The organism is Serratia sp. ID 25-353, from assembly GCF_054792795.1.
The window spans coordinates 4,583,520-4,604,535 of the sequence record NZ_CM139236.1 but is presented as its reverse complement, the minus strand read 5'-3'; the positions used below and the strand labels follow the sequence as shown (position 1 = coordinate 4,604,535).

Sequence of the window (21,016 nt, the reverse complement as noted above, 5' to 3'; positions counted from 1 at the left end):
TTCGCAACCGGATAAAGACTACGTTTCATGGCAGGAAAAAAACCAACCAACAAAACAAACGCGGACGAAATCAGAGAGCGTTCCAGAGATCGTCAGATGGAAGGGCTGAAGATGCCGCCGCACTCGCTGGAGGCCGAACAGTCGGTGTTGGGCGGTTTGATGCTGGATAACGAGCGCTGGGACAACGTGGCGGAGCGCGTGGTCGCCAACGACTTCTTCAGCCGCCCGCACCGCCTGATCTTTACCGAGATGCAGCGTCTGCTGGAGATGAGCAAGCCTATCGACCTCATCACCCTGTCTGAATCGCTCGAACAGAAGGGTGAACTGGACTCGGTCGGCGGCTTCGCCTATCTGGCCGAGCTGTCGAAAAATACCCCGAGCGCCGCCAACATCGGCGCCTACGCCGACATCGTGCGCGAGCGTGCAGTGGTGCGCGAAATGATCTCGGTGGCTAACGAGATCGCCGACGCCGGCTACGATCCGCAGGGGCGCAGCAGCGAAGACCTGCTCGATCTGGCGGAATCCCGCGTATTCCAAATCGCCGAGAACCGCGCCAGCAAAGACGAAGGCCCGAAGGGCATCGAGCGCATCCTGGAAGACACCGTGTCGCGCATCGAGCAGCTGTATCAGCAGCCGCACGACGGTGTGACGGGGGTCGATACCGGCTATCAGGACCTCAACAAGAAAACTGCGGGCATGCAAAAGTCCGACCTGATCATCGTCGCCGCCCGTCCATCGATGGGGAAAACCACCTTCGCCATGAACCTGTGCGAAAACGCCGCGATGACCCAGGAAAAACCGGTGCTGATCTTCAGCCTGGAGATGCCCGGCGAGCAGATCATGATGCGTATGCTGGCGTCGCTGTCGCGCGTGGATCAGACGCGCATCCGTACCGGCCAGCTCGATGACGAGGACTGGGCGCGCATTTCCAGCACCATGGGTATCCTGCTGGAGAAGCGCAACATGTACATCGACGACTCCTCCGGCCTGACGCCGACCGAAGTGCGCTCGCGCGCGCGGCGCATTTTCCGCGAGCACGATGGGCTTAGCCTCATCATGATCGACTACCTGCAGCTGATGCGCGTGCCGGCCCTGTCCGACAACCGTACGCTGGAGATCGCCGAGATTTCGCGCTCGCTGAAGGCGCTGGCGAAAGAGCTGCAGGTGCCGGTGGTGGCGCTGTCGCAGCTGAACCGAAGCCTGGAGCAGCGTGCCGATAAGCGCCCGGTCAACTCCGACCTGCGTGAATCCGGCTCTATCGAGCAGGATGCCGACCTGATTATGTTCATCTATCGTGATGAGGTGTATCACGAGAACAGCGATCTGAAAGGGATCGCGGAAATTATTATCGGTAAGCAGCGTAACGGCCCGATCGGCACCGTGCGCCTTACCTTTAACGGCCAGTGGTCGCGTTTCGATAACTACGCGGGGCCACAATACGATGACGAATAATCAGCTAAGGAACTGAAATGAAAGCGGCAACCGCTGTAATCGACCGCCGCGCTCTGCGACATAATCTGCAACAGGTGCGCCGCCAGGCGCCGCAAAGCCGCCTGATTGCCGTTGTGAAAGCAAACGCTTATGGACATGGCCTGCTGGAAACAGCCCACACCCTGCAAGACGCCGACTGCTACGGCGTGGCGCGCATCGGCGAGGCGCTGATGCTGCGCTCCGGCGGCATCGTCAAACCGATCCTGCTGCTGGAAGGCTTCTTCTGTGCCGAAGACCTGCCGGTGCTGGTGGCGAACAACATCGAAACTGCGGTGCACTGCATCGAGCAGCTCGAAGCGCTGGAACAGGCCGAGCTGGCGCGCCCGGTGCCGGTGTGGATGAAGCTCGATACCGGCATGCATCGGCTGGGGGTGCGTCCCGAACAGGCGGAGGCGTTTTATCAGCGCCTGTGCGCCTGCCGCAACGTGGCGCAGCCGGTCAATATCATGAGCCACTTCAGCCGCGCCGATGAGCCGGAGTCCGACGCCACCCTGAAACAAATCGCCTGCTTCGAGCAGTTCGCGCGCGGCAAACCGGGCCAGCGCTCGGTCGCCGCGTCCGGCGGCACGCTGCTGTGGCCGGATGCCCACAATGAGTGGGTGCGTCCTGGCATCATTTTGTACGGCGTGTCGCCGCTGGATAACGGCAGCGGCGCCGAGCATGGGCTGCAGCCGGCGATGACGCTAAAGTCCAGCCTGATCGCGGTGCGCGAGCACCGGGCCGGCGAAGCGGTCGGCTACGGCGGCACCTGGGTAAGCCCGCGCGATACCCGGCTGGGCGTGGTGGCGATGGGGTACGGCGACGGCTACCCGCGCAGCGCGCCGACCGGTACGCCGATCCTGATCAACGGCCGCGAAGTGCCGATTGTCGGCCGGGTGTCGATGGACATGATTTCGGTCGATCTCGGGCCGGACGCCGCCGATAAGGTGGGGGATGAAGCGGTGCTGTGGGGCCAGGCGCTGCCGGTCGAGCGCATCGCCGCCTGCACCGGCATCAGCGCTTACGAACTGATCACCAAGCTCACGCAGCGCGTGGCGATGGAATACATCGGCGACTGATACACAGCAGGGCCGACGCGCGTCGGCCCGTTTCTCAGCGCGTTACTTCTTTACCGCCAACCACTTGTCGATAATCTTCTGATACTCGCCGGTCGCCTTGGCCAGGTGCAGCCACTGATCGACATACAGTTTCCAGCTCAGATCGTCGCGCGGCAGCATGTAGGCCTTCTCGCCGTACTGCATCGGCTTGGTCGGATTCACCGCGCACAGCTTCGGATAGCGCTTCTGCTGGTACAGCGCCTCGGAGGCGTCGGTGATCATCACGTCCGCCTTGCGGTCCACCAACTGCTGGAAAATGCTCATGTTGTCGTGCGTGAGCGTCAGCTTGGCCTTCGGCAGATAGGCGTGCACGAAGGCTTCGTTGGTGCCGCCCGCCGGTTCCAACAGACGCACCGACGGCTTGTTGATCTGCTCGAGAGTGCGGTATTTCTTCACGTCGGTGCAGCGCACCAGCGGGATTTTGCCGTCGGTATCCAGCTTGTCGGCGAAGAACACCTGCTTTTGCCGCTCCAATGTGACGGAGATGCCGCCCATCGCAATGTCGCACTTGCCGCCGACGAAGTCCGGCGTCAGAGTTTTCCAGCTGGTCTTCACCCACTTCACTTTCGCGCCCAGGCTCTTGGCCAGCGATTCCGCCATGTCGATGTCGATGCCTTCATAGCTGCCGTCTTCCTTGAGGAAGGTATAGGGCTTGTAGTCGCCGGTGGTGCAGACCTCCAGGGTCTTTTGCTGCAGCACCTTGTCCAGGTGGGATTGCGCGCCGGCGCTGCCGGCGGCGAGCAGCAGCGCGAGGGGGAGTAGCTTTTTCATCTGGCGTCCTTTTTATACATTCGTGGTTTTATGCGTTACTTCGCCGTTAATTGTCGTTTGCTTGCATGAGTTAGCCGTTTTTTATGCCGCTTACCGGCGAAAACGCCGGGCGTTGCTGCTGTACGCGATTTAAGCGCCAGGGTGTGACGTCGGCAACGGTAAAAAAACTGGTAGGCTGTAACGTCAACATTTATTAACACAGTTTACAGGTGGCTATGTACAACATTGACGATTTTGATATGAAAATCCTGACGCTGTTACAGGCCAACGGTCGTCTGACCAATCAGGAGCTGAGCGAGCTGGTGGGGCTCTCCGCCTCCCAGTGTTCGCGGCGGCGCATCAGCCTGGAGCAGGCGCAGCTGATCCGCGGCTACCATGCGCGGCTGGCGCCGGAGGCGGTCGGCCTGGGGCTGGTGGGGCTGATCGAAGTGAGCCTGATCACGCACGCGCAGGAGCAGATCGACAGCTTTCATCAGATGCTGGAGGACGTGGACGCGATCCTTGACGCTTACAAGACCACCGGCGACGCCGATTACCTGCTGAAAGTGGCAGTGGCGGACCTGCCGGCGCTGAGCGAGTTCATCAGCCAGACGCTGTCGCCGCACAAAAGCGTGGCGCATATCAAAACGGCAGTGGTGCTCAATCGCATCAAGGAAAACGGTTTGTTGCCGGTGGCGAGATAAAGCTAAAACCGAATGCGGTTTTCCGTCTATATTAGGAACGTAACGCTGTGCCCAAACCACAACAAACCAGGAGAAAACCCCCGTGTTCCAGAACGTTGACGCCTATGCCGGCGATCCCATTCTGTCGCTGATGGAAAAATTCAAACAAGACCCGCGCGCGCACAAGGTGAACCTGAGTATCGGCCTGTACTACGATGCGCAGGGCATCATCCCGCAGATGCGGGCGGTCGCCGCGGCGCAAGCGCAGTTGAACAGCGTCGAGCACGGCGCCTCGGTATACCTGCCGATGGAAGGGCTGCAACCTTACCGTTCCGCCATCCAGCAACTGCTGTTCGGCGCGCCGCATCCGATGCTGCAGCAGGGGCGCATCGCCACCATTCAGACCGTCGGCGGTTCCGGCGCGTTGAAAGTGGGCGCCGACTTCCTGAAAAGCTACTTCCCGGATTCGCAGGTGTGGGTCAGCGATCCGACCTGGGAAAACCACGTCGCCATCTTCAGCGGCGCCGGTTTCAAGGTGAATACCTACCCGTATTTCGACAGCGAAAGCCTGGGCGTGAAGTTCGACGCCATGCTCGCTGCGCTGAAACAGCTGCCGAAGCACAGCATCGCGCTGCTGCACCCGTGCTGCCACAACCCGACCGGTTCCGACCTGACCCCTGCCCAGTGGGATGAGGTGGTCAAGGTGATCGCCGAGCGTGAAATCATTCCGTTCCTCGACATCGCCTATCAGGGCTTCGGCGGCGGCATGGAGCAAGACGCCTACGCCATTCGCGCCATCGCGGCGGCCGGCCTGCCGTGCCTGGTGAGCAACTCGTTCTCGAAGATCTTCTCGCTGTACGGCGAGCGCGTCGGCGGCCTGTCGGTGGTGTGCGAAAGCGAAGAGGCGGCCGGGCGCGTGCTGGGCCAGCTGAAGGCCACCGTGCGCCGCAACTACTCGAGCCCGCCGAATTTCGGCGCGCAGCTGGTGGCCAAGGTGCTGAACGACGCCCAGTTGAAAACCCAATGGCTGGACGAAGTGGAGAGCATGCGCACCCGCATTCTCGAGATGCGTCACGCGCTGGTGGACACCCTGAAGAGCGCGCTGCCGCAGCGCAACTTCGATTACCTGCTGGCGCAGCGCGGCATGTTCAGCTACACCGGCTTCAGCGCGGCGCAGGTCGATCGCCTGCGTGAAGAGTTCGGCGTCTACCTGATCCACAGCGGCCGCATGTGCGTGGCCGGCCTGAACCACAACAACGTGCGTCAGGTGGCCGAGGCGTTTGCCGCGGTGCAGTAACGCCTGTTAGTCTGAACGGACGTTCATCGGGGAGCGATAGCGATATCGCTCCTTTTTTATTGCCGGCGCGCCGCCGAAGTTGCTGCAAACCGGAGAGAGAATATACTGATTGTGGGGCGCTCACTCATGTGGCATCAGCAAACGCTAATCCTCAGCGCAAAAGCGCGTGGCTTTCATCTGGTTACCGACGAGATCGTCAACCAGTTAACCCACTTACATCGCCTGCAAACCGGCTTGCTGCATCTGTTGCTGCAGCATACCTCGGCCTCGCTGACGCTCAACGAGAACTGCGATCCCACGGTGCGAGCCGATATGGAGCAGCATTTCCTGCGTCAGGTGCCGGAACACGCACCCTATCAGCATGACTACGAAGGGCCGGACGACATGCCGGCGCACATCAAATCCTCGCTGCTGGGCGCGTCCTTGACGCTGCCCGTCAGGCACGGGCGGCTGATGCTGGGCACATGGCAGGGCATCTGGCTGGGGGAGCACCGCATCCACGGCGGAGCACGCCGTATTGTGGCCACATTACAGGGGGAATAACCCAATGAATAACAGCGCATTGCTGGAGTACTGCATGGCGAAGCCGGGCGCGGAGCAAAGCGACCAGAACCAGTGGCAGGCCAGTCAGATCAAGGTGGGCGACGTAATGTTCGCCATGGTGTGCGAGGTCGAAGGGCGGCCGGCGCTGGCGGTCAAGTCCAGCCCGGAGCTGGCGGAAAGCCTGCGTGAACACCATCCTGAGATCGTCGCCTGCGCCGGCCTGAACAAGGCGCACTGGAACACGGTGTTTCTCGACGGCAACCTACCGAACTCGCAGTTTTACACGCTGATCGACAGCTCCTATCAGCTGGTGGTGGAAGGCCTGCCCGAACACGTGCGCCAGGAACTGCGCGCCTGATTGCCGGGCGGCGCCACCGCCCGTTTTTCTCCTGTTTTTTCGTGTCAAAGCGTGATCGCGGTTTTAAGTTGGGAACGTTCCCTTTTTATTGCCGCACTAAAACAGCTACGCTTGGGCATTCAAGAAACGCGGGTAAAATTAAGGAGGCCGATATGGCCATCAGCGAAGAAAAGCGCAAGATGATCGCCGGAGAACTGTACGACGCCGGCGATGACCTGCTGCGCAGCGAACGTCGGCGCGCGCGCCAGCTAACGCATCGCTATAACCACTCCTCGCCGGAAGAGGGCGAGCTGCGCAAACAGTGGCTGGGTGAGCTGCTGGGCGGCTATCAGGGCGGTACCATCGAGCCGACCTTCCGCTGCGACTACGGCTATAACATCTATCTGGGCAAGAATTTCTACGCCAATTTCGACTGCGTGATCCTCGACGTATGCGAGGTGCATATCGGCGACAATTGCCTGTTGGCGCCGGGCGTGCATATTTACACCGCGACCCATCCGCTGGACGCTGAGACACGCGTCGGCGGCGCGGAGTTCGGCAAGCCGGTCAGGATTGGCGACAACGTGTGGATCGGCGGGCGCGCGGTGATCAATCCGGGGGTGACCATCGGCGATAATGCGGTCGTGGCCTCCGGCGCGGTGGTGACCAAAGACGTGCCGGCCAACTGCGTGGTGGGCGGCAACCCGGCCAGGATCATCAAGCAGCTATAAAAAAACGGGCGCCGTCGGGCGCCCGTTGTCATCAGGCTCGCAGCGAGTCGATATCCACCACGAAGCGGTACTTCACGTCGCTTTTCAGCATGCGTTCATAGGCTTCATTAATTTGCTGCATCGGGATCAGCTCGATATCCGATGTGATGCCGTGTTGGCCGCAGAAGTCCAGCATCTCTTGCGTTTCCGCGATGCCGCCGATCAGCGAACCGGCGATGCGGCGGCGCTTCATGATCAGGTTGAACACCTGCGGCGACGGGTGATCGTGTTCCGGCGCGCCGACCAGCGTCAGGGTGCCGTCGCGGCGCAGCAAGTTGAGGAACGGATTCAGATCGTGCTGAGCCGCCACTGTGTTGAGGATGAAGTCGAAGCTGTTGACGTGCTGCGCCATCTCCTCCGGGTTGCGCGAAATTACCACTTCATGGGCGCCGAGGCGCTTGGCGTCTTCGATTTTCGACGGCGAGGTGGTGAACAGCACCACGTGCGCGCCCATCGCCCGCGCCAGTTTGACGCCCATGTGCCCCAGCCCGCCGAGGCCGACGATGCCGACCTTTTTGCCCGGTCCCGCGCCCCACTGGCGCAGCGGCGAATAGGTGGTGATACCGGCGCACAGCAGCGGCGCGACCCCGGCCGGATCGAGATTTTCCGGCACTCGCAGCACGAAGTCCTGATCCACCACCAGATTGGTGGAGTAGCCGCCGTAGGTCACGGCGCCGGTCTGGCGGTCCTGACCGTTATAGGTACCGGTAAAGCCGTTCTCGCAATACTGTTCCAGCCCCTCATCGCAGCTCGGGCAGCTGCGGCAGGAATCCACCATGCAGCCGACGCCGACCAGATCGCCGACCCGGTAACGCGAGACATGGCCACCGACGGCGCTAACGCGGCCGACGATTTCGTGGCCTGGCACCACCGGATAAATCGTATTGCTCCATTCGTTGCGTGCCTGATGCAGGTCCGAATGGCACACGCCGCAGAACAGCACCTGAATTTGCACATCGTGGTCGCGCAGGGCGCGCGGTGGGTAATCGAAAGGCACCAGCGCAGACTTCGCATCATGCGCGGCATAGGCATGGGTAATGTTCATGGTCGCTCCAGTTATCAATGTATGGGGGACAACGCTTGGCCGGCAGCGGAGTGCCGGTGAGACGCGGCCTGAATCAGACAGGGCGGCCGCCGAGGGAACATTGATGATAAAAGCGGTGAGCGCGGAGGGAAATGCCTGAAAATGTCGAAATCTTGCCCGTTTCTGTTTGATTGCAGCGAAACGGGTCAACGTGCGGACCGCCTGAGCGACGGCCCGCACGCCGGCGATACTACTTGTTCAACAGCGGTTTCAGGAAGCGCGCGGTGTGCGACTTTTCACACTCGGCCACGGTTTCCGGCGTGCCGGCGACCAGGATCTCGCCGCCGCCGCTGCCGCCTTCCGGCCCCAGATCGACGATCCAGTCGGCGGTCTTGATCACGTCCAGGTTATGCTCGATGACCACGATGGTGTTGCCCTGATCGCGCAGCTGATGCAGTACCGCCAACAGCTGTTGGATATCGGCGAAGTGCAGGCCGGTAGTCGGTTCGTCGAGGATATACAGCGTCTGGCCGGTGCCGCGTTTCGACAGCTCGCGCGCCAGCTTGACGCGCTGCGCCTCACCGCCGGAGAGCGTGGTGGCCGACTGGCCGAGGCGGATGTACGACAGGCCGACATCCATCAGGGTCTGTAGCTTGCGCGCCAGCGCCGGCACCGCGTCGAAGAACTCACGCGCTTCTTCGATGGTCATCTCCAGCACTTCGTGGATGCTCTTGCCCTTGTACTTCACTTCCAGCGTTTCGCGGTTATAGCGCTTGCCCTTGCACTGGTCGCACGGCACGTAGATGTCCGGCAGGAAGTGCATCTCGACCTTGATCACCCCGTCGCCCTGGCAGGCTTCACAGCGCCCGCCCTTGACGTTGAAGCTGAATCGGCCCGGCGTATAACCGCGGCTGCGCGACTCTGGCACGCCGGCGAACAGCTCGCGCACCGGGGTGAAGATGCCGGTGTAGGTGGCCGGGTTAGAGCGTGGCGTACGGCCGATCGGGCTCTGGTCGATGTCGATCACCTTGTCGAAATGTTCCAGGCCGGTCACTTCGCGGAACGGCGCTGGCTCGGCGATGGTGGCGCCGTTGAGCTGGCGCTGGGCGATCGGGAACAGCGTATCGTTGATCAGCGTCGATTTGCCGGAGCCGGACACGCCGGTGATGCAGGTAAACAGGCCGACCGGCAGCGTCAGCGTCACGTCCTTCAGGTTGTTGCCGCGCGCGCCGCTCAGCTTCAGCACTTTGGTCGGATCGGCCTGCACGCGCTGCGCCGGAATGGCGATCTCGCGTTTGCCGCTGAGGAACTGGCCGGTCAGCGAGTCCGGCTGTGCCATGATGTCGTCGACGGTGCCTTCCGCCACCACCTGGCCGCCGTGCACGCCGGCGCCGGGGCCGATGTCGATCACGTGGTCGGCGGCGCGGATGGCGTCTTCGTCATGCTCCACTACGATCACCGTGTTGCCGAGGTTGCGCAGGTGGATCAGCGTTTCCAGCAGGCGCTCGTTGTCGCGCTGGTGCAGGCCGATCGACGGCTCGTCCAGTACGTACATCACACCCACCAGGCCGGCGCCGATCTGGCTGGCCAAACGGATACGCTGCGCTTCGCCGCCGGAGAGCGTCTCCGCGGAGCGGGACAATGACAGGTAGTTCAGCCCGACGTTCACCAGGAACTTCAGGCGATCGCCGATCTCTTTCAGCACTTTCTCGGCGATCTTGGCGCGCTGGCCGCTGAGCTTCATGTTCTGGAAGAAGGTCATCGCATGGCCGATGCTCAGATCGGAGATCTCCGGCAGCGTAGTGTCTTCGACGAACACGTTGCGCGCTTCTTCGCGCAGACGGGTGCCGTGGCACGAGGCGCAAGGGCGGTTGCTGATGAACTTCGCCAATTCTTCGCGTACCGCGCTGGATTCGGTCTCTTTATAGCGGCGCTCCATGTTGTGCAGCACGCCTTCGAACGGATGGCGGCGCACGGTGGTGTCACCGCGATCGTTGATGTATTTGAATTCGATCGACTCTTTGCCGGAACCGCTCAGCACCGCTTTCTGCACGTCGGCGCTCAGGGTGTTGAACGGCGCTTCGACGTCGAACTCATAGTGCTCCGCCAGCGAACGCAGCATCTGGAAATAGTAGAAATTGCGGCGATCCCAACCGCGGATCGCGCCGCCGGCCAGCGACAGCTCGGGGTTTTGCACCACGCGATCCGGATCGAAGAACTGCTGCACGCCCAGGCCGTCACAGGTCGGGCAGGCGCCGGCCGGGTTGTTGAAGGAAAACAGGCGCGGCTCCAGCTCGCGCATGCTGTAGCCGCAGATCGGGCAGGCGAAGTTGGCGGAGAACAGCAGCTCGTCCGCTTTCTCGTCGTCCATATCCGCCACCACCGCAGTGCCGCCGGACAGCTCCAGCGCGGTTTCAAACGATTCGGCCAGGCGCTGCGCCATGTCGTCGCGCACCTTGAAGCGATCGACCACCACTTCGATGGTGTGTTTCTTCTGCAGCTCCAGCTTCGGCGGGTCGGACAGATCGCACACTTCACCGTCGATGCGCGCGCGGATATAGCCTTGGGCGGCCAGGTTTTCCAGCGTTTTGGTGTGCTCGCCCTTGCGGTCTTTCACCACCGGCGCCAGCAGCATCAGGCGTTTGCCCTCCGGCTGGCTCAGCACGTTATCGACCATCTGGCTGACGGTTTGCGCCGCCAGCGGCACATGGTGATCCGGGCAGCGCGGCTCACCGACGCGGGCGAACAGCAGGCGCAGGTAGTCGTGGATCTCGGTGATGGTGCCGACCGTGGATCGCGGGTTATGCGAGGTGGATTTTTGCTCGATGGAGATCGCCGGCGACAGGCCTTCGATATGATCGACGTCCGGTTTTTCCATCAGCGACAGGAACTGGCGCGCATAGGCGGAGAGCGATTCGACGTAGCGGCGTTGCCCTTCGGCATACAGCGTATCGAAAGCCAGCGATGACTTGCCGGAACCGGACAGGCCGGTGACGACAATCAGTTTGTCACGCGGGATGATCAGGTTGATGTTTTTCAGATTATGGGTTCGAGCACCACGAACTTCGATATTGTCCATTTACACTTCCCGTCTTGATGATACACCGCGCCTGTCGCGATTTTTGCGGGGGATTTTGTGATGGATCTCGCAAAAAACCGGCACAGCCTGGTCGAAACGCATAATTATGACACAAAAAAACCTGAATGAATATCCAGTATGCGAATGCAACAAGGTCGATCGAAAAGACAATTCTGGAATGCAATTCGCACTTATTAACACGGGTGTGGTTTCGCACTCAGCGTGGTAAACTGACGCGTTTATACTGTGTAGAAATCAATCATCGGGAGAAGTGCTCATGGCCAGCAGAGGCGTAAACAAAGTAATTCTGGTCGGGAATCTGGGTCAGGATCCAGAAGTCCGTTACATGCCGAACGGCGGCGCAGTGGCCAACATTACCCTGGCGACCTCCGAAAGCTGGCGTGACAAGGCGACCGGCGAACAGAAAGAGAAGACCGAGTGGCACCGCGTCGTGCTGTTCGGCAAACTGGCCGAAGTGGCGGGCGAATACCTGCGCAAGGGCTCTCAAGTCTACATCGAAGGCTCCCTGCAGACCCGTAAATGGACCGATCAGTCCGGCGTGGAAAAATACACCACCGAAGTGGTGGTTAACGTCGGTGGCACCATGCAGATGCTGGGCGGCCGTCAGGGCGGCGGCGCACCGGCCGGTCAATCTGCCGGCGGCCAGGGCGGTTGGGGCCAGCCTCAGCAGCCACAGGGCGGCAACCAGTTCAGCGGCGGCCAGCAGCAGTCTCGCCCGGCGCAGAACAGCGCTCCGGCGGCCAGCAGCAACGAACCGCCAATGGATTTCGACGACGATATCCCGTTCTGATATCCGGCTGTTTGCAGCCAATAAAAAAGCCCCGAAAGGGGCTTTTTGCATTTCAGGGACGGTTACGCCGAGAAGCCGCCGTCGATGCTCAGGCTGGCGCCGGTGATATAACCCGCCTGCGGGCCGGCGAGGTAGGCGACGAAGCCGGCGATCTCTTCATCTTTGCCGTAGCGGCCGATCGCCATCAGCTGCTTGAGCCGATCGGCGAACTCGCCGGCGTCCGGGTTCATTTCGGTGTCTACCGGGCCGGGCTGCACGTTATTGACGGTGATGCCACGCGGGCCGAGATCGCGCGCCATGCCTTTGGTCAGGCCGACCAGCGCCGATTTGCTCATCGCATACACCGCCGCGCCGCCGAACGGCACGCGCTCGGCGTTGGTGCTGCCGATGTGGATGATGCGGCCGCCGTCGTTCATGTGGCGCGCCGCTTCCTGGCTGGCGACGAACACGCTGCGCACGTTGACCGCCAGCATGCGATCCAAATCGTCCAGCGCCAGCTCCTCGGTGCTGCCCAGCGTAAACACCCCGGCGTTGTTCACCAGAATGTCCAGGTTGCCGAAGTGGCTGACCGCCTGGCGCACCGCCTGCTGCAGCGCCGCCGCATCGGCGCTGTCGGCCTTGATGGCGAGGGCTTTGCCGGCGGCGGCGGTAACGGCGCTTGCCACCGCTTCGGCGCGATCGGCCGAGGTGGCGTAGGTAAAGGCGACCGCGGCCCCTTCGCTCGCCAACCGTTTAACGATGGCGGCGCCGATGCCGCGTGAGCCGCCCTGGACGAACGCGATTTTGCCTTGCAGAGGGTGTGCTGTGGTCATGTTATTTCTCCAAAGTGGGTGAGGATAAGGCGTTATTCCCAGTATCGGTGAAATGTCTGGCGGTCACTGTTCACAAAGAGCTTTGCCTGCCCACAACGAGAAAAGCCCCTTGCGGGGCTTCTTTCTTCCGTCGGTTGGCTGTTCGACGATCAGTTGAAGATTTCTGCGGTGCCGTACAGTTTGTTCTGGCCGCCGGCAGCGACGATGCGGTATGAGCTGGCGCCCGATGCGGCGGCTTTGCTGGCCAGTTCGCTTTCCAGCGTGCTCAGGTTGGTGGCGCCGCTAACGGAGACTACGCCGATTTTCTGGGCGTCTGCAGCGGGTTGGCTGGAAGGCAGGTCAGCGGCGAAGGTAGCGAAAGAAGCGGTAGCCAGCAGCGCAGCGGTAGCAAAAATTTTGACGTTTTTCATGATGTATTCCTCAGCGTATTGATTGGATGAGAGCCCGTTGTCTCTCGATGTGTTAAATAGTAGTGCGGCAGGCTGGAATAAAAAATCGGAGAGTTTTGAGTATCTCTGTCAAATAAATTGATTGTTTTTTCACCCGCTGGCGCGCGGTAAAAATCGCCACTACCCTTTACAGACGATCTTTAACCGGAGAAGCGTAATGACGGTAAACGCGTTTATCGGCAGCTGGGCGCTGGTGTCGTCGGTGTTCAAAAACCAGAACGGCGAGCTGAATTACCCGCTGGGCGAGCAGGTTTTGGGGCGCATCCACTATGAGGCCAATGGCACGATGGCGGCGCAGCTTTACAGCGCCGTGCGGCCGCGTTTCGCCGCCGACGATTTGGCGCAGGGGTCCGAGCGGGAGATCCGCGCGGCCTTCATCAATATGATTTGCTACTTCGGCCGCTATCAGGTGGAGGAAAGCGAGCAGCGGGTGGTACATCAGGTCGAAAGCTGTTCGTTCCCCAACTGGGTAGGCAGCCGTCAGGTGCGTTTTTACGCTTTCAGCGGCGATCGGCTGACGTTGCGCACGGTGCCCTTGCAGCTCGGCAATGGCGTGCAGGTGGGCGAACTGGTGTGGCAGCGGACAGGAGCTTCTTTATGATCATTGTTCATCATCTCAATCACTCACGGTCGCAGCGCATTCTGTGGTTTCTGGAAGAGCTGGGCGTGCCCTATCAGGTGCAACGCTACGAACGCGATCCGCAGACTATGCTGGCGCCGGCGGCGTTGAAAAAGATCCACCCGCTGGGCAAATCACCGGTGATCGTCGACGGCGATCTGACGCTGGCGGAATCCGGCGCCATCATCGAATACCTGCAGGAAGCCTATGACGCGCAAGGGATGTTCATGCCGACTGACTTCCACGCGCGCCAGCAATACCGCTACTGGCTGCACTACGCCGAAGGATCGCTGATGCCGCTGTTGGTGATGAAACTGGTGTTCAGCCGTCTCGGGCAGCCGCCGATCCCCTGGCTGCTGCGGCCGGTGGCCGGCGCGATCGGCAAGGGCGTGCAGCGCGAATATCTCGACAAGCAGATCGCGCCGCACTGCGAATTCCTCGAACAGCACCTGAACAAGGGCAGCTGGTTCGTCGGCAACGACTTCAGCGCGGCGGACATTCAGATGAGCTTCCCGCTGGAGGCGATGGCGGCGCGCGGCGCGTTGGATGATTGTCCGAAACTGCGCGGCTTTCTGCAACGCATTCACGCCCGGCCCGCCTACCAGCGGGCGTTGGAGCAGGGCGGCCCTTACGACCTGCTGAGCTAACCGGATGGGCTATACTCGATGGGGTCATTCTTCATCGGAGGTAGCCCATGGCTACGCAAATCTTCGTTAACCTGCCCGTAAGCGATCTGCCCGCCTCGATGGCGTTTTTCACCCACCTGGGTTTCACTTTCAACCCGCAATTTACCGATGACACCGCCGCGTGCATGGTGGTCAGCGACACGATTTACGTGATGTTGCTGACTCACGACAAATTCAGGATGTTTACCCCGAACCCGATCGGCGACGCCAAACAGGCCACCGAAGTGCTGGTGTGCCTGTCGCAGCCCAGCCGGGCGGCGGTGGACGAACTGGTGCGCAAGGCGGTCGCCGGCGGCGGCAACACTTATCACCCGCCACGGGACTACGGCGTGATGTACGGCCACGGATTTCAGGACCTGGATGGCCATATCTGGGAATTGATGTATATGGATCCCGCCGCGGTGCAGACGCAATAATCTCGCCGTGACGGCATTCGCCGGGGCGCCCGTCGCCCCGGTTTTATCGTGCAGGCGCCATTCCCGCCACTTTCTGCATAAATTGCCGCGATCTTTAGTTGATTAGACGCTATGGAAGGCAGGATAATCGTTTGCCTTGAATAAACCACCATAAATTACCCGTACCGCGCGCTGCGAGTTAAACGTTTGCCTTGGTGCGCATTGCCGTTGGCGATGCGACGGAAGGGCAAGGATGCGGAACGTGACGTAAACGATTACGTGGCGATCGGGCGCGGGCGAGATTACCGGCCTGCTGTGACGGGCCGATTCATGAAACACAGGGGAAGTAACCTATGTCGAACTCTCAAGCGAACCACGCCGCAAAACCAACCGGCGGGCTTGATGGCTATTTTAAAATTTCCGCGCGCGGCAGCACCGTGCGCCAGGAAGTGGTAGCGGGGCTGACCACCTTCCTGGCGATGGTGTACTCGGTGATCGTGGTGCCGAGCATGCTGGGCAAAGCGGGCTTCCCGCCGGCGGCGGTGTTTGTCTCCACTTGCCTGGTGGCCGGTCTGGGCTCGCTGCTGATGGGGCTGTGGGCTAACCTGCCGATGGCCATCGGCTGTGCGATTTCATTGACCGCTTTCACCGCCTTCAGCCTGGTGCTGGGCCAGCACATCAGCATTCCGGTGGCGCTGGGCGCGGTGTTCGTGATGGGCGTGCTGTTTACCATTATCTCGGTCACCGGCATCCGCGCCTGGATCCTGCGCAACCTGCCGATGGGGGTGGCGCACGGTACCGGCATCGGCATCGGGCTGTTCCTGCTGCTGATCGCCGCCAACGGCGTCGGCCTGGTGGTGAAGAACCCGCTGGATGGCCTGCCGGTGGCGCTTGGCGCGTTCACCTCCTTCCCGGTGGTGATGACGCTGGTCGGCCTGGCGGTGATCTTCGGCCTGGAAAAACTGCGCGTGCCCGGCGGCATTCTGCTGGTGATCATCGCCATTTCCATCATCGGCCTGATCTTCGACCCGGCGGTGAAATACCAGGGGCTGTTCGCCATGCCGAGCCTGGCGGATGCTGACGGCAAATCGTTGATCTTCAGCCTGGATATCATGGGTGCGTTGCAGCCGGTGGTGTTGCCGAGCGTGCTGGCGCTGGTGATGACCGCGGTGTTCGACGCCACCGGCACCATCCGCGCGGTGGCCGGGCAGGCCAACCTGCTGGATAAAGACGGGCAGATCATCAACGGCGGCAAGGCGCTGACCTCGGATTCCCTGAGCAGCATCTTCTCCGGCCTGGTGGGCGCCGCGCCCGCCGCGGTCTACATCGAATCCGCCGCCGGCACCGCCGCGGGCGGCAAGACCGGCCTGACAGCCACCGTGGTCGGCATTCTGTTCCTGCTGATCCTGTTCCTGTCGCCGCTGGCCTATCTGGTGCCGGTCTATGCCACCGCACCGGCGCTGATGTACGTCGGCCTGCTGATGCTGAGCAACGTCACCAAGCTGGACTTCAACGATTTCGTCGACGCGATGGCTGGCCTGCTGTGCGCGGTGTTCATCGTACTGACCTGCAATATCGTTACTGGCATCATGCTGGGCTTCAGCTCGCTGGTCATCGGCCGCATCTTCTCCGGCGAATGGCGCAAGCTGAACATCGGCACCGTGCTGATCGCCGTGGCGCTGGTGGCGTTCTACGCCGGCGGCTGGGCAATTTAAGCCCCGCGGATTTCCCTCGCCCGATGGGCGGGGGAATCTGTCACGGCATTTCCCTTCTTAAGATAAGTCTTCTTCTGTTCTGCACCGCGTTTTGAAAGGCACAACAAGCTTTAACGGCTGTAAAAAAAGTGATCTACTATCGGGACCAACGCAGGCCCTGAGCCGATGTCGTCTGAATCGTAGAGTCTAAGGAAAGCATGGAAATCTTTTTTACAATCCTCATTTTGATCCTGGTGGTCTCCCTGTCCGGGGTGGTGACACGCATGTTGCCGTTCCAGGTGCCGCTGCCGCTGATGCAAATCGCCATCGGGGCCCTGTTGGCCTGGCCGCATTTCGGGCTGCACGTCGACTTTGATCCCGAATTGTTCCTGGTGCTGTTCATCCCGCCGCTGCTGTTCGCCGACGGCTGGAAAACGCCGACGCGCGAATTCCTGCACCACGGGCGTGAAATTCTCGGCCTGGCGCTGGTGCTGGTGCTGATCACCGTGGTCGGCGTCGGCTATCTGATCTACGCCATGGTGCCGGGCATTCCGCTGGTGGCGGCCTTCGCGCTGGCGGCAGTGCTGTCGCCGACGGATGCCGTGGCGCTGTCCGGCATCGTCGGCAAAGGGCGCATTCCCAAGCCAATCATGGGCGTGCTCGAGGGCGAGGCGCTGATGAATGACGCGTCCGGTCTGGTGTCGCTCAAGTTCGCCATCGCGGTGGCGATGGGCACCATGGTGTTCACCGTGGGCGGCGCGACCCTCGAATTCCTCAAAGTGGCGATCGGCGGCCTGCTGGCCGGCGTGGCAGTCACCTGGACCTACAGTAAATCGCTGCGGGTGATGAGCCGCTGGAGCGGCGACGATCCGGCGACCCAGATCGTATTCCTGCTGCTGCTGCCGTTCGCTTCTTACCTGATCGCCGAACACATCGGCGTCTCCGGCATCCTGGCGGCGGTAGCGGCGGGGATGACCATCAGCCAATCCGGCGTGATCCGCAACGCGCCGCTGGCGATGCGCCTGCGCGCCAACAGCGTATGGGCGATGCTGGAGTTCGTGTTCAACGGCATGGTGTTCATCATGTTGGGCCTGCAGCTGCCGGGCATTCTTGAAACCTCTATCCTGCAGGCGGAGCTGGATCCGACCATCCAGACCTGGTACCTGTTCGCCGACGTGGCCACCATCTACGCCGCGCTGCTGGTGCTGCGTTTCACCTGGTTGTGGGTGATGAAGAAGGCCAGCAACCGCTTTATGAAAAAGCGCCCGCTGCAGTTCGGCGACTACAGCACGCGTGAGCTGTGGGTGGCGTCGTTTGCCGGGGTGCGCGGGGCGATTACCCTGGCCGGTGTGCTGTCGATACCGCTGTTGCTGAGCGACGGCACCGCCTTCCCGGCGCGCTATCAGCTGGTGTTTATCGCCGCCGGGGTGATCCTGCTGTCGTTGATCGTCGGCGTGCTGGCGTTGCCGCTGCTGCTGCGCGGTGTGCAGGTGGCCGACAAGAGCGCCAGCAAGCAGGAAGAACGCATGGCGATCGCCATGGCGGCCGAGGTGGCGATCGAGAGCGTGAATAAAATGGAAGAGCGCCTGGTTGCCGATACCGAAGAGAACCTCGATCCGCAGGTGTTGAAAGAGGTCAGTTCGCGGGTGACGGGCATGTTGCGGCGGCGCATCGCGTCGAAAGACGATATCGAGAATGCGCTGGCGATGGAAAACCTCGAGCGGCGTTTCCGCCTGACGGCGCTGCGCGCCGAGCGCGGCGAACTGTACCATCTGCGCGCCACGCAGAAAATCAGCAACGAGACGCTGCAAAAACTGCTGCACGATCTCGACTTGCTCGAAGCGTTGCTGATCGAGCGCGAAGGGTAGATCTCAGAGGGGGGATAAACGTTTATCCGCTTTATCTCTGTCCTGAAGGGCCGCCTGTGCGGCCCTTGTTTTTTGGCTACTTGAGCGGCGGCCAGTAGTCGCGGCAGCAGGCGATCCAGGCCTGCGCGCTGTGCGACAGGTAGCTGCCCTGGCGCCAGATCAGCCCGACTTTCCACTCCATGCGCGGCTCCAGCGGCAGCCAGACCAGGTTTTCCTTGTCCAGCCAGCGGCAAACCGGCTCCGGCAGCATGGCGATGCCCACGCCGGCCTGCACCATCGAGGCGAGGAAGTCCCATTGGCCGCTGCGCACCGCGATTTGCGGTTCAAAACCGGCCTGGCGAAACGCCTTCATCAGCATCTTGTACAGGGCAAAGTCTTCGTTATAAATCAGGATCGGGCTGTCGGCCAATTCGGCGATATTGATGCGGGTGCGGTTGAGCCACTGCGGCGTGCGCGGCGCCACCACGCACATCGGATGGCCCAGCAGCGGCAGAAAGGTCAGCGGCTGTTCCGAATCGAAGGGCAGCACCGTCATCGCCAGATCCAGTTCGCCGGACATCACCGCCTGTTCGACCGACAGCCCGCCCAGCTCGGAAATTTTCAATTCGATGCCGGGGTAGGTCTGGCGAAAGCGGCGGATCAGATCGGCGATCTGCCTGCCCACCATCGGCGGAATGCCCAGCCGCAGCACGCCCTTTTTCACTGAGCTGATGTCTTCCAGTTCCGCCTCCAGCTGGCGGAATTCGTCGAGGATCGTCAGGCCGCGCTGATACACCGCCTGGCCGCTGTCGGTCAGGCGCAGCTTGCGGCCTTCGCGGATCAGCAGCGTGCATTCCAGCTCCTCTTCCAGATGCCGCAGCATCTTGCTGATGGTGGGCTGGGTGACGAACAGTTTTTCCGCGGCGCGGGTGAAGCTTTGCTGGCGCACCACTTCAACGAAGTAGCGCAGGGTGCGGACATCCACGTTAGGGTTCTCCTTGAGGGCGCTACCGGCGGGAAACTATTCCCGGACGGCATGATGTCGATAATTTTAATTCATTTCAGGCGTGGTTTCCCGGCTGCGTATACTGTAGGCCGTCAATTTATTGTTTGAGGTCATCTTTCATGTCTCTGGCGTTACGCCGCGTTGCCCCCTCCCTGCTGACCCGTTTGCAGGTGCCGATTCAGGTGGCGTTGTATGCGGCGCTGTTCCTGATCGCCGATCGTCTGGTGCAACAATTCCACCTGCCGCTTCCCGCCAATATCGTCGGCATGCTGATGCTGCTGGCGCTGATCCTGCTGCGCATTCTGCCGCTGAGCTGGGTCAAGGCCGGCTCCCGCTGGCTGCTGGCGGAAATGCTGCTGTTCTTCGTGCCGGCGGTGGTGGCGGTGGTCAACTACGCCCAGCTGCTGATGGTCGAGGGCTGGAAGATCTTTCTGGTGATCGCGGTCAGCACCATGCTGACGCTGGGCGCTACCGGGCTGGTGGTGGACAGGGTATATCGGCTGGAGATTTGGCTGCAGCGGAGGAAGCCGCGCCATGAATGATTTTATCCTCAGCCTGGCCTGCTTTCTGGCGACGCTGGCGCTGTACTTCGCCAACAAGAAACTCTATCGCCGCCGCCGCACGTTGTTGCTGATGCCGCTGGTGCTGACGCCGATGATCCTGGTGCTGCTGCTGGTGGTCACCCACATCTCCTATCAGGACTACATCGGTGAAACCCACTGGCTGCTATGGCTGCTGGGGCCGGCGACCATCGCCTTCGCGGTGCCGGTATATGAGAACCTGCATATCATCCGCCGACACTGGCTGTCGCTGACCGCCGGCGTTACGACGGCGGTGCTGGTGGCGGTGTACAGTTCGGTGTGGCTGGCGCGCCTGCTGACGCTGCCGGAAGAGGTGCAGCGCAGTCTCGCGGTGCGTTCGATTACTACGCCGTTCGCGCTGGAGGCCGCCAAGCAGATGGGCGGGCAGCCGGATCTGGTGGCGCTGTTCGTGGTGATCACCGGGGTGTTCGGCATGGCGGTGGGCGACATTTTGTTTCTGCGTCTGGCGGTGCGTAGCCGCCTGGCGAAGGGGGCCGGATTTGGCGCCTCATCACACGGCGCCGGCACCGCCCGCGCTTATGAACTGGGGCCGCAGGAGGGCGTGGTGTCGAGCCTGGTGATGATGCTGGCCGGCATTATCACGGTGGTGGCCGCGCCGCTGATTGGCCGGCTGATGTGGTAAGACCTCTCGGGGCGGGTTCTGCCGCCCCATTTTACGTTGTCTGTCATTGGGAACGGTGCCGTTGATGGGCACCCGAAAAAACGAAGAAATTTTTCAGCATAATTTTTCCCATCGTTATAACAAAAAACGATAGATGTGCTGCGGGCAAAATTGCCGCTCATTTTAAATGACAATGAATTAATTAATCTATAAATTATTACCATAAAAACAATAAAGTATAACTTATTGATATGGAGAGGCTCTTATCGTAAGTATTGTTGCACATTAACTGTGGTGAATAATAAAAAAGAATATGAATTCCTCTCTAATTATATCGGATTAATGCAAGCGGAATACGCTCGTCATCCCTGAGTAATATCGGGGAAATAAAATGGTCATTTATTCCCTTTCGCACATTTCGCC

General features: G+C 61.1%; 21 protein-coding genes. 15 read left to right on the top strand and 6 right to left on the bottom strand.

The window, feature by feature from the left end; all coding sequences use genetic code 11:
* The first annotated feature begins 27 nt into the window (after window positions 1–27).
* Both dnaB and alr read left to right on the top strand, forming a co-directional pair.
* On the top strand, window positions 28–1,452 hold the full coding sequence (gene dnaB / locus ACYF6X_RS22080) for a replicative DNA helicase (RefSeq protein WP_063988535.1): 1,425 nt from the start codon (window positions 28–30) through the stop codon (window positions 1,450–1,452).
* 17 nt (window positions 1,453–1,469) lie between these two features.
* Window positions 1,470–2,549 carry an alanine racemase gene (gene alr / locus ACYF6X_RS22075; RefSeq protein WP_107227110.1) on the top strand — a complete coding sequence of 360 codons (1,080 nt, stop codon included), beginning with the start codon at window positions 1,470–1,472 and terminating at the stop codon, window positions 2,547–2,549.
* Between the two features lie 42 nt (window positions 2,550–2,591).
* On the opposite strand, the gene ACYF6X_RS22070 is transcribed toward alr, so the two are convergent.
* The gene (locus ACYF6X_RS22070) at window positions 2,592–3,359 is read right to left on the bottom strand and encodes a transporter substrate-binding domain-containing protein (protein WP_130017698.1); all 768 of its coding nucleotides are present in this window, start codon (window positions 3,357–3,359) and stop codon (window positions 2,592–2,594) included.
* Window positions 3,360–3,574: 215 nt separating this feature from the next.
* Between ACYF6X_RS22070 and ACYF6X_RS22065 the strand changes: the two genes are divergently transcribed.
* From ACYF6X_RS22065 to maa, 5 genes are all read left to right on the top strand, one after another.
* Window positions 3,575–4,042 carry an Lrp/AsnC family transcriptional regulator gene (locus ACYF6X_RS22065; protein ID WP_060443918.1) on the top strand — a complete coding sequence of 156 codons (468 nt, stop codon included), beginning with the start codon at window positions 3,575–3,577 and terminating at the stop codon, window positions 4,040–4,042.
* An 82-nt stretch (window positions 4,043–4,124) separates the two neighbouring features.
* Entirely contained in the window at window positions 4,125–5,318 is a 1,194-nt protein-coding gene (locus tag ACYF6X_RS22060) for an amino acid aminotransferase (protein ID WP_130017699.1), read from the top strand.
* A 126-nt stretch (window positions 5,319–5,444) separates the two neighbouring features.
* Window positions 5,445–5,861 (top strand): secondary thiamine-phosphate synthase enzyme YjbQ, encoded by a 417-nt coding sequence (locus tag ACYF6X_RS22055; RefSeq protein WP_063988539.1) that lies wholly within the window; start codon window positions 5,445–5,447, stop codon window positions 5,859–5,861.
* A 4-nt stretch (window positions 5,862–5,865) separates the two neighbouring features.
* The gene (locus ACYF6X_RS22050) at window positions 5,866–6,219 is read left to right on the top strand and encodes an MmcQ/YjbR family DNA-binding protein (RefSeq protein ID WP_038874311.1); all 354 of its coding nucleotides are present in this window, start codon (window positions 5,866–5,868) and stop codon (window positions 6,217–6,219) included.
* Window positions 6,220–6,371: 152 nt separating this feature from the next.
* On the top strand, window positions 6,372–6,929 hold the full coding sequence (maa, locus tag ACYF6X_RS22045) for a maltose O-acetyltransferase (RefSeq protein ID WP_041036886.1): 558 nt from the start codon (window positions 6,372–6,374) through the stop codon (window positions 6,927–6,929).
* A gap of 31 nt (window positions 6,930–6,960) precedes the next feature.
* On the opposite strand, the gene ACYF6X_RS22040 is transcribed toward maa, so the two are convergent.
* Both ACYF6X_RS22040 and uvrA read right to left on the bottom strand, forming a co-directional pair.
* Window positions 6,961–8,013 (bottom strand): NAD(P)-dependent alcohol dehydrogenase, encoded by a 1,053-nt coding sequence (locus ACYF6X_RS22040; protein WP_063988540.1) that lies wholly within the window; start codon window positions 8,011–8,013, stop codon window positions 6,961–6,963.
* Between the two features lie 229 nt (window positions 8,014–8,242).
* Entirely contained in the window at window positions 8,243–11,071 is a 2,829-nt protein-coding gene (uvrA, locus tag ACYF6X_RS22035; RefSeq protein ID WP_063988541.1) for an excinuclease ABC subunit UvrA, read from the bottom strand.
* 277 nt (window positions 11,072–11,348) lie between these two features.
* Here uvrA and ssb1 point away from each other — a divergent pair, with 277 nt between their 5' ends.
* Entirely contained in the window at window positions 11,349–11,882 is a 534-nt protein-coding gene (gene ssb1, locus ACYF6X_RS22030) for a single-stranded DNA-binding protein SSB1 (RefSeq protein WP_063988542.1), read from the top strand.
* Window positions 11,883–11,944: 62 nt separating this feature from the next.
* On the opposite strand, the gene ACYF6X_RS22025 is transcribed toward ssb1, so the two are convergent.
* Window positions 11,945–12,694 (bottom strand): 3-oxoacyl-ACP reductase family protein, encoded by a 750-nt coding sequence (locus ACYF6X_RS22025; protein WP_130017700.1) that lies wholly within the window; start codon window positions 12,692–12,694, stop codon window positions 11,945–11,947.
* Window positions 12,695–12,843: 149 nt separating this feature from the next.
* Window positions 12,844–13,104 carry a multiple stress resistance protein BhsA gene (bhsA, locus tag ACYF6X_RS22020; protein ID WP_130017701.1) on the bottom strand — a complete coding sequence of 87 codons (261 nt, stop codon included), beginning with the start codon at window positions 13,102–13,104 and terminating at the stop codon, window positions 12,844–12,846.
* 196 nt (window positions 13,105–13,300) lie between these two features.
* Here bhsA and ACYF6X_RS22015 point away from each other — a divergent pair, with 196 nt between their 5' ends.
* The 5 genes from ACYF6X_RS22015 (at window position 13,301) to ACYF6X_RS21995 (ending at window position 18,405) form a co-directional block, all read left to right on the top strand.
* Window positions 13,301–13,744, top strand: coding sequence for a lipocalin-like domain-containing protein (locus ACYF6X_RS22015; RefSeq protein WP_130017702.1), 444 nt, complete (start codon window positions 13,301–13,303; stop codon window positions 13,742–13,744).
* Window positions 13,741–14,409, top strand: a complete 669-nt coding sequence (locus ACYF6X_RS22010; RefSeq protein WP_049201475.1) for a glutathione S-transferase family protein — start codon at window positions 13,741–13,743, stop codon at window positions 14,407–14,409. Before ACYF6X_RS22015 ends, ACYF6X_RS22010 begins: the two co-directional genes overlap by 4 nt.
* A gap of 47 nt (window positions 14,410–14,456) precedes the next feature.
* Window positions 14,457–14,864: a VOC family protein gene (locus tag ACYF6X_RS22005; protein ID WP_038874298.1), complete on the top strand. Its 408-nt coding sequence runs from the start codon at window positions 14,457–14,459 to the stop codon at window positions 14,862–14,864.
* Between the two features lie 332 nt (window positions 14,865–15,196).
* The gene (locus ACYF6X_RS22000) at window positions 15,197–16,558 is read left to right on the top strand and encodes an NCS2 family permease (RefSeq protein WP_063988545.1); all 1,362 of its coding nucleotides are present in this window, start codon (window positions 15,197–15,199) and stop codon (window positions 16,556–16,558) included.
* A gap of 197 nt (window positions 16,559–16,755) precedes the next feature.
* Complete coding sequence (locus ACYF6X_RS21995) at window positions 16,756–18,405, top strand: Na+/H+ antiporter (protein ID WP_033636184.1); 1,650 nt, start codon at window positions 16,756–16,758, stop codon at window positions 18,403–18,405.
* A gap of 76 nt (window positions 18,406–18,481) precedes the next feature.
* Here the strand turns inward: ACYF6X_RS21995 and ACYF6X_RS21990 are convergent, their stop codons facing one another.
* Entirely contained in the window at window positions 18,482–19,369 is an 888-nt protein-coding gene (locus tag ACYF6X_RS21990) for a LysR family transcriptional regulator (RefSeq protein WP_047570374.1), read from the bottom strand.
* A gap of 140 nt (window positions 19,370–19,509) precedes the next feature.
* Between ACYF6X_RS21990 and ACYF6X_RS21985 the strand changes: the two genes are divergently transcribed.
* Entirely contained in the window at window positions 19,510–19,932 is a 423-nt protein-coding gene (locus ACYF6X_RS21985; protein WP_107227107.1) for a CidA/LrgA family protein, read from the top strand.
* On the top strand, window positions 19,925–20,614 hold the full coding sequence (locus ACYF6X_RS21980) for an LrgB family protein (protein ID WP_004936833.1): 690 nt from the start codon (window positions 19,925–19,927) through the stop codon (window positions 20,612–20,614). The genes ACYF6X_RS21985 and ACYF6X_RS21980 overlap by 8 nt, the downstream gene beginning before the upstream one ends.
* Window positions 20,615–21,016 lie beyond the last annotated feature (402 nt).